This is a genomic window from Streptomyces sp. NPDC002754 (assembly GCF_053592315.1).
This window is the reverse complement of sequence record NZ_JBSFVM010000006.1, coordinates 322,975-347,097: the sequence shown is the minus strand read 5'-3', so window position 1 is coordinate 347,097 and position 24,123 is coordinate 322,975. Positions and strand designations below refer to the sequence as shown.

22 protein-coding genes are annotated in these 24,123 nt (G+C 71.5%); 17 read left to right on the top strand and 5 right to left on the bottom strand.

The annotated features are described in order from the left end of the window. Positions 1 to 143 precede the first annotated feature (143 nt). The gene (locus ACWD2L_RS17195) at positions 144 to 839 is read right to left on the bottom strand and encodes a gamma-glutamyl-gamma-aminobutyrate hydrolase family protein (protein WP_351339620.1); all 696 of its coding nucleotides are present in this window, start codon (positions 837 to 839) and stop codon (positions 144 to 146) included. A 208-nt stretch (positions 840 to 1,047) separates the two neighbouring features. Here ACWD2L_RS17195 and ACWD2L_RS17190 point away from each other — a divergent pair, with 208 nt between their 5' ends. The 4 genes from ACWD2L_RS17190 to ACWD2L_RS17175 are packed head-to-tail and all read left to right on the top strand — an operon-like array spanning position 1,048 to position 5,893. After that, positions 1,048 to 2,412 (top strand): glutamine synthetase family protein, encoded by a 1,365-nt coding sequence (locus ACWD2L_RS17190; protein ID WP_351339614.1) that lies wholly within the window; start codon positions 1,048 to 1,050, stop codon positions 2,410 to 2,412. An 11-nt stretch (positions 2,413 to 2,423) separates the two neighbouring features. Next, positions 2,424 to 3,779 carry an aldehyde dehydrogenase family protein gene (locus ACWD2L_RS17185; RefSeq protein WP_351339611.1) on the top strand — a complete coding sequence of 452 codons (1,356 nt, stop codon included), beginning with the start codon at positions 2,424 to 2,426 and terminating at the stop codon, positions 3,777 to 3,779. A gap of 7 nt (positions 3,780 to 3,786) precedes the next feature. Next, the gene (locus ACWD2L_RS17180; protein WP_351339609.1) at positions 3,787 to 4,569 is read left to right on the top strand and encodes a 3-oxoacyl-ACP reductase; all 783 of its coding nucleotides are present in this window, start codon (positions 3,787 to 3,789) and stop codon (positions 4,567 to 4,569) included. A 43-nt stretch (positions 4,570 to 4,612) separates the two neighbouring features. After that, positions 4,613 to 5,893 (top strand): haloacid dehalogenase-like hydrolase, encoded by a 1,281-nt coding sequence (locus tag ACWD2L_RS17175; RefSeq protein ID WP_351339606.1) that lies wholly within the window; start codon positions 4,613 to 4,615, stop codon positions 5,891 to 5,893. 22 nt (positions 5,894 to 5,915) lie between these two features. On the opposite strand, the gene ACWD2L_RS17170 is transcribed toward ACWD2L_RS17175, so the two are convergent. Next, positions 5,916 to 7,118, bottom strand: coding sequence for an amino acid deaminase/aldolase (locus ACWD2L_RS17170; RefSeq protein WP_351339604.1), 1,203 nt, complete (start codon positions 7,116 to 7,118; stop codon positions 5,916 to 5,918). A 607-nt stretch (positions 7,119 to 7,725) separates the two neighbouring features. Between ACWD2L_RS17170 and ACWD2L_RS17165 the strand changes: the two genes are divergently transcribed. Next, a complete protein-coding gene (locus tag ACWD2L_RS17165) occupies positions 7,726 to 8,826 on the top strand; it encodes a hypothetical protein (RefSeq protein WP_351339601.1) in 1,101 nt (366 codons plus the stop codon). 5 nt (positions 8,827 to 8,831) lie between these two features. Further along, positions 8,832 to 9,992 carry a type VII secretion-associated serine protease mycosin gene (mycP, locus tag ACWD2L_RS17160; protein WP_351339598.1) on the top strand — a complete coding sequence of 387 codons (1,161 nt, stop codon included), beginning with the start codon at positions 8,832 to 8,834 and terminating at the stop codon, positions 9,990 to 9,992. On the opposite strand, the gene ACWD2L_RS17155 is transcribed toward mycP, so the two are convergent. Beyond that, positions 9,976 to 10,860 carry a serine hydrolase gene (locus ACWD2L_RS17155; RefSeq protein ID WP_351339595.1) on the bottom strand — a complete coding sequence of 295 codons (885 nt, stop codon included), beginning with the start codon at positions 10,858 to 10,860 and terminating at the stop codon, positions 9,976 to 9,978. The genes mycP and ACWD2L_RS17155 overlap by 17 nt on opposite strands. Before the next feature lie 95 nt (positions 10,861 to 10,955). Here ACWD2L_RS17155 and ACWD2L_RS17150 point away from each other — a divergent pair, with 95 nt between their 5' ends. Continuing rightward, complete coding sequence (locus tag ACWD2L_RS17150; protein ID WP_351339592.1) at positions 10,956 to 11,741, top strand: SseB family protein; 786 nt, start codon at positions 10,956 to 10,958, stop codon at positions 11,739 to 11,741. Positions 11,742 to 11,801: 60 nt separating this feature from the next. Here ACWD2L_RS17150 and ACWD2L_RS17145 read toward each other — a convergent pair whose 3' ends face one another. Then, positions 11,802 to 12,164 carry a DUF1844 domain-containing protein gene (locus tag ACWD2L_RS17145; protein WP_351339589.1) on the bottom strand — a complete coding sequence of 121 codons (363 nt, stop codon included), beginning with the start codon at positions 12,162 to 12,164 and terminating at the stop codon, positions 11,802 to 11,804. A gap of 347 nt (positions 12,165 to 12,511) precedes the next feature. Here ACWD2L_RS17145 and infC point away from each other — a divergent pair, with 347 nt between their 5' ends. The 10 genes from infC to ACWD2L_RS17095 all read left to right on the top strand — a co-directional run bounded on the left by infC (position 12,512) and on the right by ACWD2L_RS17095 (position 23,758). After that, complete coding sequence (infC, locus tag ACWD2L_RS17140) at positions 12,512 to 13,210, top strand: translation initiation factor IF-3 (protein ID WP_351339586.1); 699 nt, start codon at positions 12,512 to 12,514, stop codon at positions 13,208 to 13,210. 122 nt (positions 13,211 to 13,332) lie between these two features. Then, positions 13,333 to 13,527: a 50S ribosomal protein L35 gene (gene rpmI / locus ACWD2L_RS17135; RefSeq protein ID WP_266721587.1), complete on the top strand. Its 195-nt coding sequence runs from the start codon at positions 13,333 to 13,335 to the stop codon at positions 13,525 to 13,527. Between the two features lie 99 nt (positions 13,528 to 13,626). Beyond that, positions 13,627 to 14,010, top strand: a complete 384-nt coding sequence (gene rplT / locus ACWD2L_RS17130; protein WP_351339582.1) for a 50S ribosomal protein L20 — start codon at positions 13,627 to 13,629, stop codon at positions 14,008 to 14,010. A gap of 266 nt (positions 14,011 to 14,276) precedes the next feature. After that, positions 14,277 to 15,119 (top strand): TrmH family RNA methyltransferase, encoded by an 843-nt coding sequence (locus ACWD2L_RS17125; protein WP_351339580.1) that lies wholly within the window; start codon positions 14,277 to 14,279, stop codon positions 15,117 to 15,119. A gap of 46 nt (positions 15,120 to 15,165) precedes the next feature. Then, positions 15,166 to 16,281, top strand: coding sequence for a sensor histidine kinase (locus tag ACWD2L_RS17120; protein WP_351339577.1), 1,116 nt, complete (start codon positions 15,166 to 15,168; stop codon positions 16,279 to 16,281). A gap of 347 nt (positions 16,282 to 16,628) precedes the next feature. Then, positions 16,629 to 17,756 (top strand): phenylalanine--tRNA ligase subunit alpha, encoded by a 1,128-nt coding sequence (gene pheS, locus ACWD2L_RS17115; RefSeq protein WP_351339574.1) that lies wholly within the window; start codon positions 16,629 to 16,631, stop codon positions 17,754 to 17,756. Next, positions 17,756 to 20,257: a phenylalanine--tRNA ligase subunit beta gene (gene pheT, locus ACWD2L_RS17110; protein ID WP_351339571.1), complete on the top strand. Its 2,502-nt coding sequence runs from the start codon at positions 17,756 to 17,758 to the stop codon at positions 20,255 to 20,257. Before pheS ends, pheT begins: the two co-directional genes overlap by 1 nt. Positions 20,258 to 20,440: 183 nt before the next feature. Next, a complete protein-coding gene (locus ACWD2L_RS17105; protein WP_351339568.1) occupies positions 20,441 to 21,526 on the top strand; it encodes a PP2C family protein-serine/threonine phosphatase in 1,086 nt (361 codons plus the stop codon). Positions 21,527 to 21,814: 288 nt separating this feature from the next. Then, positions 21,815 to 23,155, top strand: a complete 1,341-nt coding sequence (locus tag ACWD2L_RS17100) for a tetratricopeptide repeat protein (protein ID WP_351339567.1) — start codon at positions 21,815 to 21,817, stop codon at positions 23,153 to 23,155. A 72-nt stretch (positions 23,156 to 23,227) separates the two neighbouring features. Then, the gene (locus ACWD2L_RS17095) at positions 23,228 to 23,758 is read left to right on the top strand and encodes an NUDIX hydrolase (RefSeq protein ID WP_351339565.1); all 531 of its coding nucleotides are present in this window, start codon (positions 23,228 to 23,230) and stop codon (positions 23,756 to 23,758) included. 11 nt (positions 23,759 to 23,769) lie between these two features. Here ACWD2L_RS17095 and ACWD2L_RS17090 read toward each other — a convergent pair whose 3' ends face one another. Then, the gene (locus ACWD2L_RS17090; protein WP_351339563.1) at positions 23,770 to 24,027 is read right to left on the bottom strand and encodes a hypothetical protein; all 258 of its coding nucleotides are present in this window, start codon (positions 24,025 to 24,027) and stop codon (positions 23,770 to 23,772) included. Positions 24,028 to 24,123 lie beyond the last annotated feature (96 nt).

The window sequence follows — 24,123 nt, the reverse complement described above, 5'->3', positions numbered from 1 at the left end:
GCCGCAGGGGCTCTATGGAGCCCCGCCGGCGATCGAGGCAGCGGGGTCCGGGGCAGCGCCCCGATCTTTGCGCCGGGTAGCCGTGGCTGAGCTTGGGGCGCTGCCCCATACCCCGCGCCTCAATCGCCGGCGGGGCTTGGTGGTCAGAAGCCGTGAGGAGTGGACGCAGCCCGCACCAGGCCGGTTGTGACGCGGGCGTCCTCGCCCATTTCGGGGTGCCACTGCACGCCCATCACCCAGGACATGCCGGGGAGTTCGACCGCTTCCACCGTGCCGTCGTCCGCGTGGGCCGAGGCGACCAGGCCCCTGCCGAGGCGGTCGACCGCCTGGTGGTGGTAGGTCGGGACCTCGGTGGGCTCCGGGACGAGGTCGCCGTAGCGCGTGCCCGGCAGCGGAGTGACGGTGTGGGTGCCGAAGGTGCCCGTCTCCTTGACGTGGCCCTCGATGTGCTGCGTGAGCGTGCCGCCGAGGGCGACGTTGAGCAGCTGCATGCCGCGGCAGATGCCGAGCAGCGGCGTACCGGAGGTCAACGCGGCCCGGATCAGGGCGAGTTCCCACGTGTCCCGCTCCCCGGCGGCCGGGCCCGTGCGCGGGTCGCGCTCCGCTCCGTACCGGCCAGGGTCCACGTCGGGGCCGCCCGCCACGATCACCCCGTCGAGCCGGGCCACCACCGACGGAGCGTGCTTCGGGTCGTCCGGGGGCGTCATGGCGGCGAGCCCGCCGGACTCCTGCACGAGCCGCGGGTAGCCGACGGGCAGCAGCGCCGCGGGCAGCTCCCAGATGCCCCAACTGGCCCTGTCCTCCAGGTAGGTGCTGATGCCGATCAGCGGCCTGCTCATCATGGTGTCGCGCTCCCCGATGCCGTTCCCCGATGCCGTACCTACCGAGCACCCGAGCGTACGAGATCACGCCGCACGCCACCGGAGCGTTCAGCATGCGGGCAGCGTCACCGGGGCAGTGTCCACTCTGCGGTGCCCCGTGGCTGCTTCCCTGGTGGCGGCCCGGCGATTACGTTGTGGTTCCGGTTGACCTGAGGAGGATCTTCCCGTGGCAGACCGCACATCCCCGCTGACCATCGAGGAACTGCACACCCTCGTCGGAAGCGGAGAGATCGACACCGTGGTCCTGGCGTTCCCCGACATGCAGGGCCGTCTCCAGGGCAAGCGTTTCGCCGCCCGCTTCTTTCTCGACGAGGTCCTCGAGCACGGCACGGAGGGCTGCAACTATCTGCTGGCCGTCGACACCGAGATGAACACCGTCGACGGCTACGCGATGTCCTCCTGGGACCGCGGCTACGGCGACTTCGCCATGCGTCCCGACCTGACCACCCTGCGCCGCGTCCCGTGGAACACTGGCACCGCCATGCTCACCGCCGACCTCGCCTGGGACGACGGTTCCCCGGTCGTCGCCGCGCCCCGGCAGATCCTGCGCCGCCAGCTGGAGCGCCTCGCCGAGCTGGGGCTCACCGCCCAGGTCGGCACCGAACTCGAGTTCATCGTCTTCAAGGACACGTACGAGCAGGCCTGGGACGCCAACTACCGGTCCCTTACGCCGGCCAATCAGTACAACATCGACTACTCCGTCCTCGGCACCGGCCGCATCGAGCCGCTGCTGCGCCGCATCCGTAATGAAATGGCCGGCGCGGGCCTCACCGTCGAGTCCGCCAAGGGGGAGTGCAACCCAGGGCAGCACGAGATCGCCTTCCGCTACACCGAGGCCCTCGCCACGTGCGACCAGCACGCGATCTACAAGACCGGCGCCAAGGAGATCGCCGCGCAGGAGGGCTGCTCGCTCACTTTCATGGCGAAGTACAACGAGCGGGAGGGGAACTCCTGCCACATTCATCTGTCGCTCGCCGACGCCGATGGTGTGAACGTCATGGCCGGGCCGGGAGGGCGCGGCATGTCGGAGCTCATGCGGTACTTCCTCGCCGGACAGCTCGCCGCGCTGCGGGACTTCTCGCTGCTCTACGCGCCGAACATCAACTCCTACAAGCGGTTCCAGCCGGGCTCGTTCGCGCCGACCGCCGTCGCCTGGGGGCACGACAACCGCACCTGCGCGCTGCGCGTCGTCGGCCACGGCCGCTCGACCCGCTTCGAGAACCGGCTCCCGGGCGGCGACGTCAACCCGTATCTCGCCGTCGCCGGGCTCGTGGCGGCGGGCCTGTACGGGGTCGAGAACAAGCTCGAACTCCCCGAGGGCTGCGCAGGGAACGCCTACACCGCCGACTACGCGCACGTCCCCTCCACCCTGCGCGAGGCCGCCGAACTCTGGGAGAACAGCCCCCTCGCCCAGGCCGCCTTCGGCGACGATGTCGTCGCCCACTACCGCAACATGGCGCGCGTGGAGCTCGATGCGTACGACGCCGCCGTGACCGACTGGGAACTCCGCCGGGGATTCGAGAGGCTGTGAAAGGGAGCGCCTTGCTGCACGTACTGAACCCGGCCACGGAAGAGCTCGTGGCCACCGTCCCGCCCGCCACCCGCGAGGACGTCGACGCCGCCGTCGCCCGCGCCACCGGCGCACAGCGCGCCTGGGCGGCGCTCGCCCCGGCCGACCGGGCCCGGCTGCTGCGCCGCTTCGCCGCCACCGTCGACCAACACCTGGAAGAACTCGCCCAGTTGGAGGTCCGCGAGGCCGGTCACCTCATCGGCAACGCCCGCTGGGAGGCCGGCAACGTACGCGATCTGCTGGAGTACGCGGCCGGCGGCGTCGAACGCCTTACGGGGCGTCAGATCCCGGTGGCCGGCGGCCTCGACGTCACGCTCCTCGAACCGCTCGGCGTCGTCGGCGTCATCGCGCCGTGGAACTTCCCGATGCCGATCGCCGCCTGGGGCGCGGCCCCGGCCCTCGCGGCGGGCAATGCGGTACTCCTCAAGCCCGCGGAGACGACACCGCTGACGGCTCTGCGGCTCGCCGAACTCGCCCTGGAGGCAGGGTTCCCCGAGGGACTCTTCCAGGTGCTGCCTGGGGAGGGGTCGGTCGCGGGGGACGCCCTCGTCGAGCATCCGGGCGTCGCCAAGATCGTGTTCACCGGCTCCGCCCGCGTCGGCAAGCGGGTCATGGCCAAGTGCGCCGACCGCGTGAAACGCGTGACCCTTGAACTCGGCGGCAAGAGCCCCAACATCGTGTTCGCCGACGCGGACGTCGAGGCCGCGGCCCTCGCCACCCCCATGTCGTTCCTCGACAACTCGGGCCAGGACTGCTGCGCCCGCACCCGCATCCTCGTACAGCGGTCCGTGTACGAGCGGTACCTGGAACTGCTCGCCCCGGCCGTGGAGTCGGTCGTCGTCGGCGACCCGTCGGACGAGAAGACGCAGATGGGGCCGCTCATCTCCAAGGCGCAGCTGGAACGGGTGCGCTCCTACGTCCCGCTGTGCGAGCCCGCGATCAGGGGCGCGGCCCCGCAGGGACCCGGCTTCTGGTTCCCGCCCACCGTCCTCACCGCCGCCGCCCCCGACGCGCGCGCCGCCGTCGAGGAGGTCTTCGGCCCGGTCGCCGTCGTCCTCCCCTTCGACGACGAGGCGGACGCCGTACGGCTCGCCAACGCCACCGAGTACGGCCTCTCCGGATCGATCTGGACCCGCGACGTGGGCCGCGCCCTGCGTGTCTCGCAGGCCGTCCGCGCCGGGAACCTGTCCGTCAACTCGCACTCGGCCGTGCGCTATTGGACCCCCTTCGGCGGCCACGGACAGTCCGGGCTCGGCCGCGAACTCGGCCCCGACGCCCTCGCCGCCTTCACCGAGACCAAGAACGTCTTCATCAGCACGGAGGCCTGACCCACTCATGAGCGAAGACATCATCTGCCGTCGCCTCGTCGGCCGTACCGCCGTCATCACCGGAGCCGGCAGCGGCATCGGCCTCGCCACCGCGCGCCGGCTCGCCTCCGAGGGCGCGCACGTCGTCTGCGGCGACATCGACGAGACGGCGGGCAAGAAGGCGGCCGAGGAGGCCGGCGGGACCTTCGTGAAGGTCGACGTCACCGATGCCGAGCAGGTCGAGGCGCTGTTCAGGACCGCGTACGACACCTACGGCAGCGTCGACGTCGCCTTCAACAACGCGGGCATCTCGCCGCCCGACGACGACTCGATCCTCGACACGGGCCTCGAGGCCTGGAAGCGCGTCCAGGAGGTCAACCTGACCTCCGTGTACCTGTGCTGCAAGGCGGCCATCCCGTACATGCGGCGCCAGGGCAGGGGCTCCATCATCAACACGGCGTCGTTCGTGGCCCGGATGGGCGCCGCGACTTCGCAGATCTCCTACACCGCGTCCAAGGGCGGCGTCCTCGCCATGTCCCGCGAGCTGGGCGTGCAGTTCGCGAGGGAGGGCATCCGGGTCAACGCACTGTGCCCCGGGCCCGTGAACACCCCGCTGCTCCAGGAGCTGTTCGCCAAGGATCCGGAGCGGGCGGCGCGCCGGCTCGTGCACATTCCGGTCGGCCGGTTCGCCGAGGCGACGGAGATCGCGGCGGCCGTCGCCTTCCTCGCCAGCGACGACGCGGCGTTCGTGAACGCCACCGATTTCCTGGTGGACGGAGGCATTTCCGGCGCGTACGTGACACCCGTGTGAGAACCCTGTGAGCAACGGACTTGCGCGTGTACGGTCCACTCACATGCGTAACAGACATGTTGCCGCGTGGACCTCGGTCGCGGCCGCCGCCCTCATGGCGGCCGCGGGCCTCAGCACTCCCGCGGCCGCCACCTCCGCACGGCCCACCGCCGCCAAGTGCCCCCAGTTGTCGACGAAGCTGCCCTGGTACGGCCAGAACCGGGCCAAGCTCCAGCGCATGATCGACGAACGGGGAATCTGCGGCGGGCACAAGGGCCCGCGTCCCGTCGCCGCGTTCGACTGGGACAACACCGTCAGCAAGAACGACGTCACCGACGCGACCATCGCCTGGTCGCTCAAGCACAACAAGATCCTGCGGCCCGCGAGCTGGAAGAAGACCAGCAAGTGGATGACCGACGACGCCGACAAGGCGCTCACCGCCGCCTGCGGCACGGACGTGCCGGTGGGCACCCCGCTGCCCACCTCCACCGACACCGACTGCACGGACGAGATCTTCAACATCCGTGAGTCCGGCGAGACGATGAGCGGCGCCGCCGCCTTCGCGGGCGAGTGGAACCACCGGCGCACCGTGCCCCAGTACGCCTGGGTGCCGCAGCTGTTCGCGGGCCACACCGTCCCCGAAGTGGAGTCGTACGCCGCCGCGGCCCGCACGGAGGCGCTCGCCGCCCCCGTCGGCTCCACGCAGAAGCTGGGCACGCACACCATCCCCGGCTACGTGCGCTATTACGACCAGCAGCGCGACCTGATCCGTACGCTGCAGCGGGCCGGCTTCGACGTCTACATCGTGTCGGCCGGGTCCGAGCCGGTGACCGAGGTGTGGTCGCGGGGCGTCGGCATCGACCGCAAGCACACCATCGCCATCCGCTCGATCCTCGACCGCGAGGGCCGCATCACCACGTACAACGAGGGCTGCGGCGGCGTCGGTGTGAACCAGGGCGAGGCCATCCCGTACATCGACGGCAAGCGCTGCTGGATCAACCAGGACATCTTCCACATCAAGGGGAAGTCGGCCTGGGAGAAGCAGCGTTGGGACAAGCGCATCGCGCTCGGCGGCGGTGACGCCGACACCGACGTGACCTTCGTCGGCGACGCGACCGGCGCGCACCTCGTCCTCAACCGCAACAAGCCCGAGATCATGTGCCGGGCCTACGACAACGCCGACGGACGCTGGGTCGCCAACCCGATGTTCATCGAGCCGCTGCCGCAGAAGACGGGCACGTACCCGTGCTCCACGGCCGGGTACAACGAGCCGGAGGGCGGCTTCGGGCCGCTGCTCAGGGACGACGGTTCGGTCGTCCCCGACCAGGTCGACTCGATCTTCTGAGCCCTACGTCGGTGGGTGGGGGCTACAGGAACGTGTAGCCCTCGCCCCGGTACGTCGGCACCGTCTCCACGATCCGGTCGCCCGACACCAGGCGCAGTGTCTCGAACCGCTCGCACAGCTCCCCGGCCTTCGCGTGCCGGAACCACACCTTGTCCCCGATGAGCAGGTCGTCGGCGGCGGAGCCCAGCAGCGGCGTCTGCACCTCGCCCGGACCCTCCTGCGCGTCGTAGCGCAGCCCCTCCGGCAGATACGGCACCGGAAGCCGGTCGGCGCCCGCGGCGCCCGAGGCCGGATAGCCGCCGCCGAGCACGGTGACGACACCGACGCCTGGCCTGCGCACCACGGGCTGCGCGAACAGTGCGGCCGGACGCCCCGTGAACGACGTGTAGTTGTCGAACAGCCGCGGTACGTACAACCCCGAGCCCGCGGCGATCTCGGTCACGGCCGCCTCCGCCGCCGTGTGTTGCACGCTCCCCGTGCCGCCCCCGTTCACGAACTCCAGGTCCGGCGCCACGGACCGCACCGCGCGCACCACTTCCGCCCGCCGCACCGCCAGCTCCTTGCGCGCCGCGGCCTGCATCAGCCGGATCGCCCGCGAGCGCACGGGCCGCCCCACGAGCGAGTCCCCGACGCCCGCCACATGGCCCTCGTACGCCATGATCCCCGCGAGCCGGAAGCCGGGGCGGCGGGTCACGATGCGGGCCAGGTCGGCGAGTTGGGACGGCGTACGCAGGGGTGACCTGAGCGCGCCGATCCGGACCCGGCCGCCGACGGCGCGCCACGAGGTGTCCAGCTCCACGCAGACCCGGATCTCCTCGCGGCCGCCGTCCCGCGCGCCCTCGATGAGACGCAACTGGGCCGGGTCGTCGACCATCACGGTCACGGCCGCGGCCAGCTTCGGGTCGTGGGCGAGCTCCGCGAAGCCGGAGCGGTCGGCGGAGGGATAGGCGAGGAGCACGTCGTCGAACCCGGAGCGCGCGAGCCACAGCGACTCGGCGAGGGTGAACGACATGATCCCGGCGAAGCCGTCCCTGGCGAGCACCCGTTCCAACAGGGCGCGGGAGCGCACGGACTTGCTGGCGACGCGGATCGGCTTTCCGGCGGCCCGGCGTACCAGGTCGTCGGCGTTGGCGTCGAACGCGTCCAGGTCCACGATCGCCAGTGGGGCGTCGAGATGAGCGGTGGCCCGGTCGTACCGGGCCCGATCGGCGGCGCGCGGTGTCATGGCCGAAGCCTGCCAGACAGGATTACCGCAGGGTAGGGGGACGGATGGTGATGGATCGGTCGATCCCGTGTACGGAGTACGCGTTGACCTGGTCGGGCCCGTTAGAGTGACGCGCACGTTGGCTTGAGGAGACGGGGGAGGCATGAGCACGGAAGCCCGACGCGTACCACCGCGCCCCACGACGCCGCCCCCCTCCGCCGAACTTCCCCCCACGGCCCCACCGTTGCCTCCCACACCTCCGCAGCCGACCTCGGCCGCTCCGTCGCCCCAGACCCCTTCGTCGTCTCCGGCCGCGTCGTCTCCCGCATCCCCGCCGCCGCCGAGCGCGTCCTCCCGCCTGCCCGACGGGCCGCCGCCGGCCAACAAGGGGGAGGGCCCGACGGCTTCACCGCGAACCCCGGACGGCCACCCCCGGCGCACACAGACGAAGAGCTCCGGCATCCCCCTTCCCCCCGAAACCCCGCCTGCGCAGCGCCCTGCCCCGGGCCAGGCGCCCGGCCTGCGCCCCGCGCCTGCCGGGACTCCCGGGATGACGGCGGCCTCCGATCCGCCGTCAGCCCCCGGCCAGGCGCCCGGCCCGCGGCCTGCTTCTGCCGGAGCTCCCGGTGTGCCGCCCGCTCCGGCGCCCGCCGCCCCGCTGCCGCCCGCCGCCGCCCCTTGCGCGCCGAAGGAAGCCCCCGCCGAGTCCACCACCCGGCTGCGCCCCGTGCCGCCCGCACCGACGGCGCCGCCCGGCACGCCGTCCGCGCCGCCCGGCACGCCGTCCGCGCCGCCCGGTGCGGTGGGAGCGCCGCCCATACCCCCGGCCCCGACCCAGCCGCCGCGGCGACCCGTCGGCGCGGTCGACCTGACGCCGCGCCCGGACACCGCCGGCCGGCCCTTCGTACGGTTCGCGCGCCCGGACCACTACGACGACAGCACCACGCTCCTGCGCCCCGTCGGCCCCCGCCTCAAACCGCGAACCGCGGCCATCGCGGCCTGCCTCGTGCTCGGCCTCGGCCTGCTCGGCGGCGCCACGACCGGCACCCTGCTCACCGGAGACGACAGCGGCCCGCCGTCCGTGCAGACCGCGTACCGGGAGGCGGGCCAGCTCTGGCACGGCGTCCCCGTCGACCAGCTGTTCCCGCGCACGCTGAAGGGCGAAGGCGCAGGCCCCGGCCGGGCCGACCGCACCTGGACGCGGATAGCGGTCGCCCCCGATACGAACTGCGCGGACGCCTTCGACCCGCTGCTGCACAAGGCCCTGCGTTCGGCCGGCTGCCTGCGCCTGCTGCGCGCCACGTACAGCGACGCCACACAGAGCAGCGTCACCACGGTCGGCCTGATGTTCACCAAGGCCGACGCGGAGGCCACCAAGGCGCTGCGCTCCCGCTTCATGGAGCAGGGCCTGGACCGGCGCGACGACCTCATGCCCCGGCCCTACGCCGCCAAGGGCACCCCGGCCGCCGGATTCGGCGACCGCCAGCGCGCCGCTTGGGCGATCAACATCCTGACCGACGCCCCCGTCGTCGTCTACGCGGTCTCCGGCTTCGCCGACGGCCGCACCGTCAGCGAGCCGCAGCCGGCCGCCGAAGCCATGAAGTCCGGTGCCACCAGCGCCCCCGCCCAGGCGGGCCTCGGCCACGACGCGCAGGGCGTCGCCGACCGGATAGAACGCGACCTGCGCAAGACGGTCAAGAAGGCCGCCGACCGGGACACGGAGCAGTAGCAGCCATGAAGCGTCGCCACACGATCGCCGCGGCCGGCACCGCGGTCCTCCTCGCGCTGCTCCCCGCCACCGCCGCCCACGCCGACTCGGTCCGATCACAGCAGTGGGGCCTCACCGCGCTGCACACCGACGAGGCCTGGAAGACGACGCGCGGCAAGGGCGTCACGGTCGCCGTCCTGGACACGGGCGTCGACGACAAGCACCCGGACCTCAAGGGCAGCGTGCTCCCGGGCAAGGACCTCATCGGCTTCGGCGCCGAGCGCGGCGACCGCCCCTGGGCCCGGCACGGCACCGCCATCGCCGGCATCATCGCGGGCCACGGGCACGGCAAGGGCGACGGCGACGGAGTCTTGGGCGTCGCCCCGGAGGCGAAGATCCTGCCGGTCCGGGTGATCCTGGAGGACGGCGACCCGGACCGCTCGAAGGCCCGCGAGACCCGCGGCAACGCCCTGGCCGAGGGCATCCGCTGGGCCGCCGACAACGGCGCCGATGTCATCAACCTGTCCCTCGGCGACGACTCGAACACGGCACATCCCGAGGCGAGCGAGGACGCGGCTGTCCAGTACGCGCTGAAGAAGGGCGTCTCCGTCGTCGCCTCCGCGGGCAACGGTGGCGAGCAGGGCGACCGCGCCTCCTACCCGGCCGCGTACCCGGGCGTCATCACCGCCACCGCCGTCGACTCGACCGGCACCCGCGCCTCGTTCTCCACCCGCCGCTGGTACGCCTCCGTCGCCGCGCCGGGCCGGGGCATCGTCACGGCCGACCCCGACGGCAAGTACTACTCGGCGTGGGGGACGAGCGCCGCCTCCGCGTTCGTGTCCGGCGCCGTCGCCCTGGCCAGGGGCGCCCACCCCAGCCTGGGCCCAGCGCAGATCAAAAAGCTCATGGAGGACACCGCCGACGATCCGCCCTCCGGCGGCCGCGACGACTCGCGCGGATTCGGCCTCGTCGACCCGGCCGCCGCGATCACCGCGGGCGCGAAACTGAAGCCGCAGCGCCTGGCCTCGGCCTCGTACGGCCAGAAGTACTTCGGCCCGGGACCCGACGACGACTCCGCCGGCTCCCTCGCCACCTGGGCGGGCGTGCTCGCGGGCACCGTCGGGGTGCTGCTGCTCGGCGCGGCCGGCTACCTGTGGCGCGGCCACCGCCTCACGCGCCGCCGCTGACCACCCGCACCGCCGCCTTCGCCACGTCCTCGACGAGCTCGACGCCCGCGTCCTTGGTGGCGCTCCCGTTGGACACCACAGAGACCAGGTACCGCTTCCCGTCGACGGTGACCCGACCGACGCTGTTGATGTCCCACAGCCCGGTCGTGCTGCGCCGCAGCCACCCGTTCTTCAGCGCGGCACCCCCGTCCCCGGCCGCGGACACGCCCCACGCCTGATCGCTCTCCACGTTTCCCATGAGCTTTTGGACGTACGCCTGCGAGTCCTCGCTCAGTACGAGACCGTCGCCGACCCCGAACACCTGCTTGAGGAGGGTGAGTTGGTCGCCGGAGGTCGTCTGCGTGAGACCCCACAGCGCCCCGTCCCCGCCGCTGGTGTCCGTCAGGCCCATCCGCTCGTTCGCCGCGTCGAGCGCCTCGGCCTGCCCGATCTCGTCCCACAGCGCGGTCGTCGCGGCGTTGTCACTGTTCTCGATCATCGCGATGGCGTACGTCCGCTCCCGCGCGTTCAGCGTCCGCCCCGCGTCCTGCGCCCGCAGCAGCAAGGTGGCGAGCACGTCGACCTTCACGATGCTCGCGGTGTCGTACGTCCCGGCCCCCGACGCGTATGAGGCGCCGCTCCCGCTCGTCTCGTCGTACACGGCGACGGAGACCTCGCCGCCGTGCCCCTTCGTGGCCGCCTTCACGGCAGTGGCCAGCTCGGCTTCGGTGTCCACGGTCGTGGGACTCCTCTGTGCGGAGGCGGTGTGCGAGACGAGGGCGGTCGCGTCGTGCGGCCGTGTCTGTGCGTAGACCGTAGTGCCGCCGAAGGCGGCGGCGAGTATGACGGCGGCGGCGGCGAAGCCGCGTCTTCTCGTTCGGCGGGACATGCCGCGATGCTCCGTCGCCGCCCTGTGCGGACCCTGAGTTCCGTCTCAGGGTCCGCTGAGAATCCGCCCTCGCCCGCTCGGTAGGCTCGGTGAACGTGGCGAACAAGAACATTCCCGACCCCGGCTTCTCCGACGACGACGGTACGGCGGACCCGCACCTGACCGAGGCCCTGGCCGCGTGGTCGAAGGACCGCACGGCCCACGGCCCGGTCCTGGCGGCGCTCCGGGGCACCCGGCTGCTCGTCCCCGTGGTCGCCGTGCTCGGCGAGGTCGAGGAGGACAGTGAGGAGGGGCGCGAAGCTCCCTGGAAGGGCGGTGGTGGGAGACGGGCGGGCGGCCTGCGCCGCGAGAAGACGTCCGACATGGCGGTCCCGACCCTGAAGGCGGGCGAGCGCACCGCCCTCCCCGCCTTCACGTCCACGCAGTCGCTCGCCCTGTGGGACCCCGAGGCCCGCCCCGTGGCCGTCCCGCTGCACCAGGCGCTCCAGGCCGCCGCCCACGAGCAGGCCGACACCGTCGTCCTCGATATCGCGGGCCCCGTCCCGTACGAGCTGACGGGCCCGGCCCTGTACGCCGTCGCGGAGGGCCGCACCGACGCCGACCCGCTCGCCGACCCGGCCGTCAGGGGCGCTGCGCGCGCGGCGGTCGCCGCCGAGCCGTCCGTGGCCCGCGCCTACCTGGGCCGCGGCCACTCGGATGCGGACGGCGCCCTGGCCCTGGTCCTCGACGCGGCCGCCGACGTCCAGGCCACGGCCCAGGCCGTCGCCGGCCGCATCGCCGCCGACGAAACACTGAGGGCCCGCCTGGTGCGCGGCCTCGATCTGGCACTCCTGCCGACCGAGGCGACGCCGCCGGGCGAGCCCCTCTACGTACGTCAGTGATGCGTACGTCAGTGACTTTCGCTACGTACGTAGTACGTAGCCCATTGATTGCTTGACCGCTCAGCCGTATACGGGGCCCGTGTACTTCTCGCCCGGGCCCTTGCCCGGCTCGTCCGGTACGACGGAGGCCTCGCGGAACGCGAGCTGCAGCGACTTCAGGCCGTCCTTCAGGGGCGCCGCGTGGAAGGAGCTGATCTCCGTCGCGCTGCCGTCGAGCAGGCCCGCCAGGGCGTGGATCAGCTTGCGCGCCTCGTCGAGGTCCTTGTGGGCATCGCCCTCCTCGGTGAGGCCGAGCTTCACCGCGGCGGCGCTCATCAGGTTCACCGCGACCGTCACGATGACTTCTACGGCGGGAACCTCGGCGATGTCGCGGGTCAGCGCGTCGTAGTCGGGGCTGTCGGTTGCGGGGGTCGCGTCACTCATGGGCCCCACGATATGTCGCGCGCACCCGATTGGGCGCACCCCCCAAGTCCTGCTAACCTTGTGTAACGACCGGCCGGACACACGTCCTCGCGGATGCAGTGACCGGCCCACAAGTGGAGGCTCCGATCTCCCACCTGACCGTCCGACCAGGGCGGTGGGTCACCGGTCAGACGGCCCCCGTCGTTCCGTACGGACGACGGAGCCGTCCGAGTCTGCGCCCCGCGGTTCACCGTGGTGGTGCTCCGGTATTCCTTGGAGCCCCGCCTGTGTACCGTCCGGGGCATTTTCTGTGTTTCGGCGCGGTTGGTACTTACGTCAAAACGTACGCGGCGGTCCGCCAGGCCGTCGTGTGGTGCTACCGAGGAGGATCCATCAGCGCCGAGCCCCGCATCAACGACCGGATTCGCGTTCCCGAAGTGCGACTTGTCGGTCCAAGCGGCGAGCAGGTCGGGATTGTTCCGCTTGCCAAGGCCCTTGAGCTTGCTCAGGAGTACGACCTCGACCTGGTCGAGGTGGCGGCGAATGCCCGTCCGCCCGTATGCAAGCTCATGGACTACGGGAAGTTCAAGTACGAGTCGGCCATGAAGGCCCGTGAGGCGCGCAAGAACCAGGCGCACACGGTCATCAAGGAGATGAAGCTCCGGCCGAAGATCGACCCGCACGACTATGACACCAAGAAGGGTCACGTCGTCCGGTTCCTCAAGCAGGGCGACAAGGTCAAGATCACGATCATGTTCCGTGGTCGCGAGCAGTCCCGTCCGGAGCTCGGCTTCCGGCTGCTGCAGCGTCTCGCGAACGACGTCCAGGACCTCGGGTTCATCGAGTCGAACCCGAAGCAGGACGGCCGAAACATGATCATGGTCCTCGGTCCGCACAAGAAGAAGACCGAGGCCATGGCCGAGGCTCGCGAGGCGCAGGCCGCCCGCAAGGCCGACGCGAAGGCCAACCCGGGCAAGTCGCAGAACGCGGCTGAGGGCGATGAGGACGTAGACGGAGCGGTCGAGGCCGACGCCGAGACCCCCGCCGAGGCTCCGGCCGAGGCATGATCCGTGCGGCGCACAGCCTGTGCGTCACGGATACCAACTGACACAACTGACGTTCCACCACGGCCGGTTCGCGCCACGCACGGACCGGCCGGGAATGCCACTGACGAGGAGAGAACGGCGCCATGCCGAAGAACAAGTCGCACAGCGGTGCCAGCAAGCGCTTCAAGATCACCGGCTCCGGCAAGGTCATGCGCGAGCGCGCCGGCAAGCGCCACCTGCTCGAGCACAAGTCGTCCCGCGTGACGCGTCGCCTCACCGGCAACGCCGAGATGGCCCCGGGCGACGCCGCGAAGATCAAGAAGCTTCTCGGCAAGTGATGTACGGGCGTTTTTGCGCCCAGTACGTCGGCTAGACCGGGACCCATTCGAATTCGGGTCGGGTGACAACAACCCCGGCCCCGCTACAAGGAGTTAACAGTGGCACGCGTCAAGCGCGCGGTGAACGCGCACAAGAAGCGTCGGGCGATCCTCGAGCAGGCCAGCGGCTACCGCGGTCAGCGTTCGCGTCTGTACCGCAAGGCCAAGGAGCAGGTCACCCACTCCCTGGTCTACAACTACAACGACCGCAAGAAGCGCAAGGGCGACTTCCGTCAGCTGTGGATCCAGCGCATCAACGCCGCTGCCCGCCAGAACGGCATGACGTACAACCGCCTCATCCAGGGTCTGAAGGCCGCCAACATCGAGGTGGACCGCAAGATCCTGGCCGAGCTGGCCGTGAACGACATCAACGCGTTCGCCGCCCTCGTCGAGGTTGCGCAGAAGGCGCTGCCGTCGGACGTGAACGCGCCCAAGGCTGCGTGAACGCTCCGCTGAGCTGCATGTGACGTGGGACCCGCAGGCCGGTTGGCTTGCGGGTCCCACGTTGTTCGGGGGTCGTCGCCGCGTGCCGCACCGCACGGGGCTCCCGCCCCGGACCCCGGCTGCTCAATCGCCGCAGGGGCTTAATCAGGTGACCCACATCAAGCCCCGCCGGCGATTGAGGCGCGGGGCCCGGGGCGGAGCCCCGTGCGGTGCCGTGCAACCGTTCCTAAGGCCCCAACCCCGTCACCCTCCCGAAAGTTAGGCGCATGGTTGCAACGCCCGAGTTGATTTCTCCCAAGTCGCCCCGCGTGAGCGCCGCGCGGCGGCTTGCCAAGCGGAACTTCCGGGGGAAGGAGCGGCTGTTCCTCGCCGAGGGGCCGCAGGCCGTGCGGGAGGGCGCTGCGCACGGCGGGCTCGTCGAGATGTTCGCGACCGTCGAGGCCGCCGAGCGCTACGCCGACATCGTCGGGGAGGCCAGGGACGCGGGCGCCCGGGTGCACCTCGCCGAAGAGGACGTCATCGGTGAGATCTCCACCACCGTCACCCCGCAGGGCCTCGTGGGCGTGTGCCGGTTCCTGGACACACCGTTCGAGGAGGTCCTCGCCGCACGGCCCAAGCTCGTCGCCGTCCTCGCGCATGTGCGTGATCCGGGGAACGCCGGGACCGTGCTCCGGTGCGCCGACGCCGCCGGTGCCGAGGCCGTCGTGCTGACCGATGCCTCCGTGGACCTCTACAACCCGAAGGCCGTACGGGCTTCGGTCGGGTCGCTGTTCCACCTGCCCGTCGCCGTGGGCGTACCCGTCGAGGAGGCCGTCGCCGGGCTCAAGGCGGCGGGCGTGCGGATCCTCGCCGCCGACGGAGCGGGCGAGGACGACCTCGACGACGAGCTGGACCAGGGGACCATGGGCGCCGCGACCGCCTGGGTGTTCGGCAACGAGGCCTGGGGCCTGCCGGAGGAGACCCGCGCACTCGCCGACGCCGTCGTGCGCGTGCCCATTCACGGCAAGGCCGAAAGCCTCAACCTCGCGACGGCCGCCGCCGTGTGCCTGTATGCCTCCGCGCGTGCGCAGCGTGCCCCCGGAGGGTGCCGCTCCGTCACTCCCGGCTAGTAGGGTGACTCCTCCGGATCGACCGCCGGAAGGGGGAGTGCGGGAGATGAGCGTCGTCAACGGCAGCGGATCGCGGGGCCTTGCCGGTCCCGGCGCGTCCGGGCCCGACGAGCTCGCCGCTCTCGGCATCCACCCCGACGACCTGCCCGACGGACTCGTCGTCGCGGACGAGCGTGGCCACGTCATCTGCTTCAACGCCGCCGCGGAGCGCATCACCGCGGTCCGCGCGGACACCGCCCTGGAAGCTCCGCTCGAGCGCGTCCTCCCGCTGGAGGACCTCGAAGGCCGCCGCTGGTGGCAGCTCACCGATCCGTACGGGGGGCTCGCCACGCGTGTCGGACAGCCCGAGCGGAACCTGTTACTGCCCGGCGGCCGGGAGGTTCTGGTCACCGCGCGTTACGTACGGACCCGGCCGACAGGACCCGTGGGCCGCGTCGTCGTGTCGCTCCGGGACACCGAGGCCCGGCGGCGTACCGAACGCAGCCACGCCGAGCTGATCGCCACCGTCGCCCACGAGCTGCGCTCCCCGCTGACGTCGGTCAAGGGCTTCACGGCGACGCTGCTCGCCAAGTGGGAGCGGTTCACGGACGAGCAGAAGCGGCTGATGTTGGAGACGGTCGACGCCGACGCGGACCGCGTCACGCGGCTGATCGCCGAGCTGCTCGACATCTCCCGGATCGACTCCGGCCGGCTCGAACTACGGCGCCAGCCCGTCGACGTCGCGGCCGCCGTCTCCCGGCACATCCAGGCGCACGTCGCCGCGGGCCGGTCGGCCGACCGGTTCCTGCTGCGCGTCAAGCATCCGCTGCCCGACCCGTGGGCCGACCCGGACAAGGTCGACCAGGTCCTGAGCAACCTGCTGGAAAACGCCGTGCGCCACGGGGAGGGAACCGTCACCATAGATGTCGAGCCAAGCCGGCCCACCGGCACGTCGGTCACCGTGAGCGACGAGGGCCCCGGCATCCCGGAGGAGTCCATGAACCGCGTCTTCACCCGCTTCTGGCGGGGCAGCAAGCGCGGCGGGACGGGCCTCGGGCTCTACATCGTGAAGGGCATCGTCGAGGCCCACGGCGGAACGATCACCGTCGGCCGCGCCCCCGGCGGCGGCGCCGAGTTCCGATTTACGTTGCCCGTGGCGACGCCGGCGTATCTCACCAGCTGACCGCCAGGCACCACGGGCGCATTCGTACACCTCACCCCCGCCAGACGAGTAGATCCGCGCTCCCGCCTGACCGGATCGGCCTGGCACGCACTCTCCCAAGCTCTTAAGGAGCAGGGGGACCCCCCCCTCGGCGTTGTCGTCGGTCCACGACGCTCCGCGTCGCCTCCCTCCTCTGCCTTGCGATCGCACGCACCAGGCCGATCCGGTCCCGCCCTGCGGTCGGACGACGGGAGCGCGGATCTACTCGTCTAGACTCGTCCTTTGGCACGTTTGCGTCCCCGCCACTCGACGGCCGTCGAACGCGTCTGCGGGACCATCAGCCACGCCAATCGGAAGCACGGGAAGAGATGTCGGCACCGAACAAGTCGTACGACCCTGTCGAGGTCGAGGCACTGAAACCGGAAGAGATCGAGCGCGTGCAGGCGGAGGCGCTCGCCGCCTTCGCCGCCGCGGACTCGCTCGACGCGCTTGCGGAGGCCAAGACCGCGCACGCCGGCGGCACCTCGCCGCTGTCGCTCGCCAACCGCGAGATCGGCGCGCTGCCGCCGCAGGCCAAGGCCGCCGCGGGCAAGCTCGTCGGGCAGGCCCGCGCCGCCGTCGGCCGGGGCCTCGCCGCCCGCCAGGCCGAGCTGGAGGCCGAGCGTGACGCCCGCGTCCTGGTCGAGGAGGCCGTGGACGTCACGCTGCCCCACGACCGCGAGCAGGCCGGCGCCCGGCACCCGCTGACCACGCTCTCCGAGCGCATCGAGGACGTCTTCGTGGCCATGGGCTACGAGGTCGCCGAGGGCCCGGAGATCGAGGCCGAGTGGTTCAACTTCGACGCGCTCAACATCGGGCCCGACCACCCCGCCCGCGGCACCCAGGACACCTTCTTTGTCGAGGGCGCCACGGAGCAGGGGGACGACGGGGCGGGGCTCGTGCTGCGTACGCACACCTCGCCCGTGCAGATCCGCTCGATGCTCGACCGCGAGCCCCCGGTCTACGTGATCTGCCCCGGCCGCGTGTACCGCGCCGACGAGCTGGACGCCACGCACACCCCCGTCTTCAACCAGGTCGAACTGCTCGCCATCGACGAGGGCCTGACCATGGCGGACCTCAAGGGCACCCTCGACCACATGGTCCAGGCGCTCTTCGGCCAGGGCATGAAGACGCGGCTGCGGCCGAACTTCTTCCCGTTCACCGAGCCGTCCGCCGAGATGGACATGGTCTGCTACGTCTGCCGTGGCGAGTCCGTGGGCAACCCCGACCGCCCCTGCCGCACCTGCGGCAGCGAGGGCTGGATCGAGCTGGGCGGCTGCGGCATGGTCAACCCGAAGGTGCTCGTCGCCTGCGGTGTGGACCCCGAGAAGTACAGCGGATTCGCCTTCGGGTTCGGCATCGAACGGATGCTGATGTTCCGCCACAACGTCGAAGACATGCGAGACATGGTCGAGGGTGACGTCCGGTTCACCCGACCGTTCGGGATGGAGATCTGATGCGTATCCCGCTTTCCTGGCTGCGGGAGTACGTCGACCTCCCCGCCACCGAGACCGGCCGTGACGTACAGGCCAAGCTCGTCTCCGCCGGCCTCGAGGTCGAGACGGTCGAGCAGCTCGGCGCAGGCCTCAAGGGCCCCCTCGTCGTCGGTCAGGTACTGACCATCGAGGAGCTGGAGGGCTTCAAGAAGCCCATCCGCTTCTGCACCGTCGACGTCGGGCAGGCCAACGGCACCGGTGAGCCGCAGGAGATCGTCTGCGGCGCCCGGAACTTCGCCGTCGGCGACAAGGTCGTCGTGGTCCTGCCGGGCGCCGTGCTGCCCGGCGACTTCGCGATCGCCGCGCGCAAGACGTACGGCAAGACCTCGCACGGCATGATCTGCTCCGGCGACGAGCTGGGCATGGGCGACGACGGCAGCGGCGGCATCATCGTGCTGCCGCCGGAGCACGAGGTCGGCACCGACGCCATCACGCTGCTCGAACTGGTCGACGAGGTGCTGGACATCGCGGTGACCGCCAACCGCGGCGACTGCCTGTCCATCCGCGGCGTCGCCCGCGAGGCCGCCATCGCCTACGGTCTGCCGCTGCGCGACCCGGCCCTCCTCGACGTGCCGACGCCGAACGCCGACGGCTACCCGGTGCAGATCACCGACCGCCTCGGCTGCGACCGCTTCACCGCGCGCACGGTCGCCGGGCTCTCGCCCGACTACCGCTCCCCGGTCTGGCTCCAGCGCCGCCTGCAGAAGGTCGGCATGCGCCCGATCTCACTCGCGGTCGACGTCACGAACTACGTGATGATGGAGCTCGGCCAGCCCCTGCACGCCTACGACCGTTCGCTGGTCCAGGGCGCGATCGGCGTCCGCCGCGCCGAGCAGGGCGAGCAGCTCACCACCCTCGACGGCGTCAAGCGCAAGCTCGATGCCGAGGACCTGGTCATCACCGACGACCGCGGCCCCATCGGCCTCGCCGGCGTGATGGGCGGCGCCAACACGGAGATCGCGGACCACGCGGAGGACGCCGGCACCACCGACGTCGTCATCGAGGCAGCGCACTTCGACGCCGTCTCCATCGCCCGCACCGCGCGCCGCCACAAGCTGTCCTCCGAGGCGTCCAAGCGCTTCGAGCGCGGCGTCGACCCGCAGGCCGCGTCGGCCGCCGCCCAGCGCGTCGTCGACCTGCTCGCGCTGCTCGCGGGCGGCAAGGCGGAGCCCGGCGTCACCGAGGTCGTCGCCCCGTCCGGGCCGCATACCATCACCGTCCCGGCCGACCACCCGGACAAGGTGGCGGGCGTGACGTACGGCCGTGAGACCGTGGTGCGCCGCCTCCAGGAGGTCGGCTGCGACGCGTGCGGCCAGGACGTCCTGACGGTCACCGTGCCGTCCTGGCGCCCCGACCTCATGGACCCGAACGACCTCGCCGAAGAGGTCATCCGCCTGGAGGGCTACGAGAACCTGCCCTCCACGCTGCCGAAGCCCCCGGCGGGCCGTGGCCTGACCGCGCGGCAGCGTCTGCACCGCCGCGTCGGGCGCGCCCTGGCCGGCGCCGGGTACGTCGAGGCGCTCAACTACCCGTTCCTGGGCGAGGGCGTCTTCGACCAGCTCGGCCTGGAGGCGGACGACGCCCGCCGCAAGGTCGTCAAGCTGATCAACCCGCTCAACGACGAGGAGCCCGCGCTCCGTACGACGCTGCTGCCGGGGCTGCTCTCCGCGCTGCGCCGCAACGACGGCCGGGGCAGCCACGACCTGGCGCTCTTCGAGACCGGTCTGGTGTTCCGGCCGACCGGCGAGGAGATCGCCCCGGTCCGCCTCCCCGTCGACCGCCGCCCGACCGACGAGGAGATCGCCGGCCTGAACGCCGCGCTGCCCGCGCAGCCGCGCCGTGCCGCCGTCGTCCTCGCGGGCGCCCGCGAGCAGGCGGGCTGGTGGGGCAAGGGCCGCCCGGCCGACTGGGCCGACGCCATCGAGGCGGCGCGCATCCTCGCCCGCGAGGCGCACGCGGAGCTGACCGTCCGTGCCGACCGGCACGAGCCGTGGCACCCGGGCCGCTGTGCCGCCCTGTACGCGGGTGACCAACTGATCGGCCACGCCGGTGAGTTGCACCCGCGTGTCGTCAAGGCGCTGAACCTGCCCGAGCGCACCTGCGCGATGGAACTGGACCTCGATGCTCTGGAGCAGGCCGGTACCGGCGCGCTCGAGGCGCCGCGGATCTCCACGTTCCCCGTCGCCACGCAGGACGTCGCCCTGATCGTGGACAGGACGGTGCCGGCCGCCGAGGTCGAGAAGGCGCTGCGCGAGGGCGCCGGTGAACTCCTCGAGTCCATCCGGCTGTTCGACGTGTACGAGAACGCGGAGCAGCTCGGCGACGACAAGAAGTCGCTCGCCTACGCGCTGGGCTTCCGGGCCGGCGACCGCACGCTGAAGGCCGACGAGGCCTCGGCCGCGCGCGACGCCGCGGTGGCGCTCGCCGCCGAGCGCACGAGCGCGGTGCTGCGCGGCGCGTAACCACGCCCGCCGGCGCACGCAGCCGCACCTTGAGGGGTGCACCCGGGAGACCGGGTGCACCCCTCACTCATTCGAGTGAGGATTCTCGATGATCCGGTCCCGAACGGGCAGGCGGTAGACAGAATCATTGCGGCTGCCGGGCCGACCGGCGAGCGCGCTGCAGTGGCCGAGGGAGCCGTCGGCATGATCCGTATCAAGACCAGGGCACCCACCGGAATCGGAGCCAGGCGCTCGCGGCGTACGTTGATGCTGGGGCTGCCGACCGTCTGGGGTGCGGTCGCGATGACGTACAAATACGTCTGCCCGCTCGCGCAGTTGGACGGGCTGGGGGCGCGGGTCGCGACCAGCGCCGTCTTCTTCGCCGTCGGCACCGGGCTGATATTGCGCGTACGCCACACCCTGATGCGGGAGTTGAGCGAGGCGCGGGCCGTCGCGGACGCCGCGCAGTCCGCGCTGCTGCGCCCGCTGCCGCCCCGGCTCGACGGGCTCGCGCTCGCCGCTGGGCAGCTCTCAGCGGACCGCGCCGCCAGCGTCGGCGGTGATCTGTACGACGTCGTCGCCACCGATCACGGCGTCCGTGTGGTCATGGGGGATGTACGAGGGCATGGCATCAGCGCGCTCGGCACCGTCGGCGCCGTCCTCGGCAGTTTCCGCGAGGCCGCACACGACGAGGACGAACTCGGTCCCGTACTAAGGAGGTTGGAGCGCGCGCACGCCCGCTACCTGCGCCAGCGCGCCCCTGACGAGCACCCTTCCGCCTGTGCGACGGAGCCGGAGAACCCGATCGCGGAGGAGTTCGTTACGGTGCTGCTCCTGGAGATCCGGCAGGACGGCGCGGTGCACGCCCTCAACTGCGGTCACCCGTGGCCGTATCTGCTGCGCCCCGGCGCCGAGCACTGCGTGGAGCCTCTGAGTGGCGGCGATCCGATGCCTCCGCTCGGCCCGTTCCCGCTGCCCGCTGAGCTGCCGCCGGTGCGCTGCGGGCGGATCCGGCCCGGCGAGGGGCTCCTGCTGCACACCGACGGTGTCGAGGACGCCCGCGATCACCAGGGTCGGTTCTTCCCGCTGCGGTCCACGCTCGACGGGGCGGTGCGCCGCGGTCCCAGCACGCCGCAGGCCGTCATCCACGCCGTCTACAGTCGGCTCCTGTGCCACGTCGGCGGACCGCTCGACGACGACGCCGCGCTGCTCGTGCTGCGCAACGACCGGAGCCGGGTCCCCGCCCAGCATGCCGGGCCCGCCGTGCGCACCGCCCACAAGGTGCTCTGAACTTCCGGGCGTTCACGACCGTACGAGGCCGGGGGCCGCGCCGTCCGCCCGTCGCGGAGTGGGTCGGGCAGGCGAGCGGGCGGACGACGCGGGTTCGGGCCGCCGCGCTGTACGAGGGGGAGCCGACGGCCCGGCCGGCCTCTTGCGAGGCAATTCAGTCAACCGGGCTCCAATCAGCCACAACAGCGCGCACACGCCACGGACTTGGGCATTCCGATCACACCCCGTGTGAACGCGGCTCGACTAGGCTGGCGCCACCGAGCCAATGGCGGGCAACGGAGGCTCTTGATGCAGCCCAACACCCTGCTCGACGCGATTCTCGACGAAGCCGGGATCTCCCATGCGGGACTCGCGGCCCACGTGAACCAGGAGGGCAAGGCGCGCGGCGTCGCTCTCCGCTACGAACACACCGCGGTCGCCCGCTGGTTGAAGGGCCAGCGGCCGCGCGGCCAAGTCCCCGACCTGATCTGCGAGGTGCTGGCGGCGCGGCTGCAACGGCACGTCACCCTCGACGACATCGGCCTCGGCGTCTCCTGCGAGCCCGCCGCAGCGCACGTCACGACGCTGTCCGGTTTCGTGGAGCGGGCCACCGCTCTGTGGCGCTCCGACCAGCAGCAGCGCCGGCACATCCTGGACGCGCCCGCCGTCACCGGCACCCCGGCCGTGATGCCGGTGTGGGAGTGGGAGAACCCGCCCGAGGACAACGACGTGTCGCGCGGCGGCCGTCACCCGGTCAGCGTCGCCGACCTGGAGATGATGCGCTCGGCCCGCGCCCACTACGAGCAGATGTACCGCAAGGCGGGCGGCATCGCGACGCGCAGCCGCATCGTCGGCTTCCTCAACACCGAGGCGGCGCCCCTTCTGCGCGGTAGCTACACGGACGACACCGGCCGCCAACTGCACCGCGCCACCGGCGGATTGGTGGCCATCGCGGGCATCTGCGCGTACGACTCCGATGCGCACGGACTGGCGCAGCGCTACTTCCATCAGGCGCTGCGGCTCGCGAAGGCCAGTGCCGACAGGGGACTTGGGGCGTATGTCATCGCGCTGCTCGTCAACCAGTCGCTGCACATGCGCGATCACCGGCAGGCGGTCGCCTTCGCGGAGGCCGCGCTGCGCGCCGCCGGCCGGCACATCTCGCCCGCGCTCGCGTCGGATCTGTACGCGATGCAGGCGAAGGCGTACGCGCACCTCGGTGACGGTACGAGCGCCCTGGAGTGCATCCGGCGTGCCGAATCCGCCGCCGATCGCATCCGGCGCGGGCACGAGCCGGACGAGACGGGTTACGTGCAGCCCGGATTCGTCAACGTACAGGTGGCGGAGGCCCTGTTGAGCCTCGGGGACTACGCCGCCGCCAAGGAGCACGCGCAGGAGGCGGTGCACACCCCGGCGCACGATCGGGGGCGTGTGCACCGACTCGCCGTGCTCAGCCAGATCCAGCTCAGACAGGGGAACGCGGAACAGGCCGTGGCCACCGCCGTGGAAATGGCCGAGACCGCTCGGGGAATGGAGTCGCAGCGGCTGCGCGACAGACTCCGGGCGGTGCGCGAACACCTCGTGCGCAGCGGCTGTGCAGGTACGGCCGAGGCCGCCGAACTCATCGACGGAGCGCTGCGCGTGCCGCTGTGACCCATTGCGCGGGGAGCCCACGAACGCCACTGCTGCGATATTGCCAGCAACTCGGCGGAAGGTGGCAGAACCGTGCAGTGGACGAAACAGAACGAACAAACTGTGTATGCAAACCGATGGTTCAGCGTCAACCTGGCAGACGTCGCTCTACCGGACGGCCGGCACCTCGACCACTTCGTGATACGGCTGCGGCCCGTGGCCGTCGCCACGATCGTCAACGAGGCGCACGAAGTGCTCCTGCTGTGGCGGCACCGCTTCATCACCGACAGCTGGGGCTGGGAACTGGCCGCGGGTGTCGTCGAGGACGGGGAGGACATCGCGTACGCGGCGGCAAGGGAACTGGAGGAGGAGACCGGCTGGCGGCCGGGACCGCTGCGGCACCTGATGAGCGTCGAACCGTCCAACGGCCTGACCGACGCCCGACACCACATTTACTGGACCGACGAGGGAACGTACATCGGCCACCCCCAGGACGATTTCGAGTCGGACCGCAGGGAATGGGTCCCGCTCAAACTCGTCCCCGACATGATCGCTCGCGGAGAGGTCCCGGCCGCCAACATGGCGGCCGCACTACTTCTCCTGCACCACCACAGCCTCGGCTAGCGCCCTTTGGGCTAGTGGCCGAGTGCCTGCCACACCACGACGGCCAGTGCGCAGACCGAGGTCAGCGCGGCCACCGTGGGCAGCGGCCAGCGGGTGTTCTCGAGCGCGCTGAGCCGGGTGCCGAGGTCGTCCTGATCCTTGACGGTCTGGTCGTCGCGGTGTGTGTGCAGCGCCAGTTGACCGTCGATGCGGGCCAGTTGGACCTCGACGACCCGTCGTAACTCTGCGAGTTCCTCCGGGACCACGGGATTATCCGGGTCGGTGGTCACGAGTTGGCTCCTTTCCATGGGCGCACATCCCTTGATGTACGTACCGGAAGTCAACTCGCCTGGTGGGCGCGGAGGGAGCGTGTGCGAACGGCATAT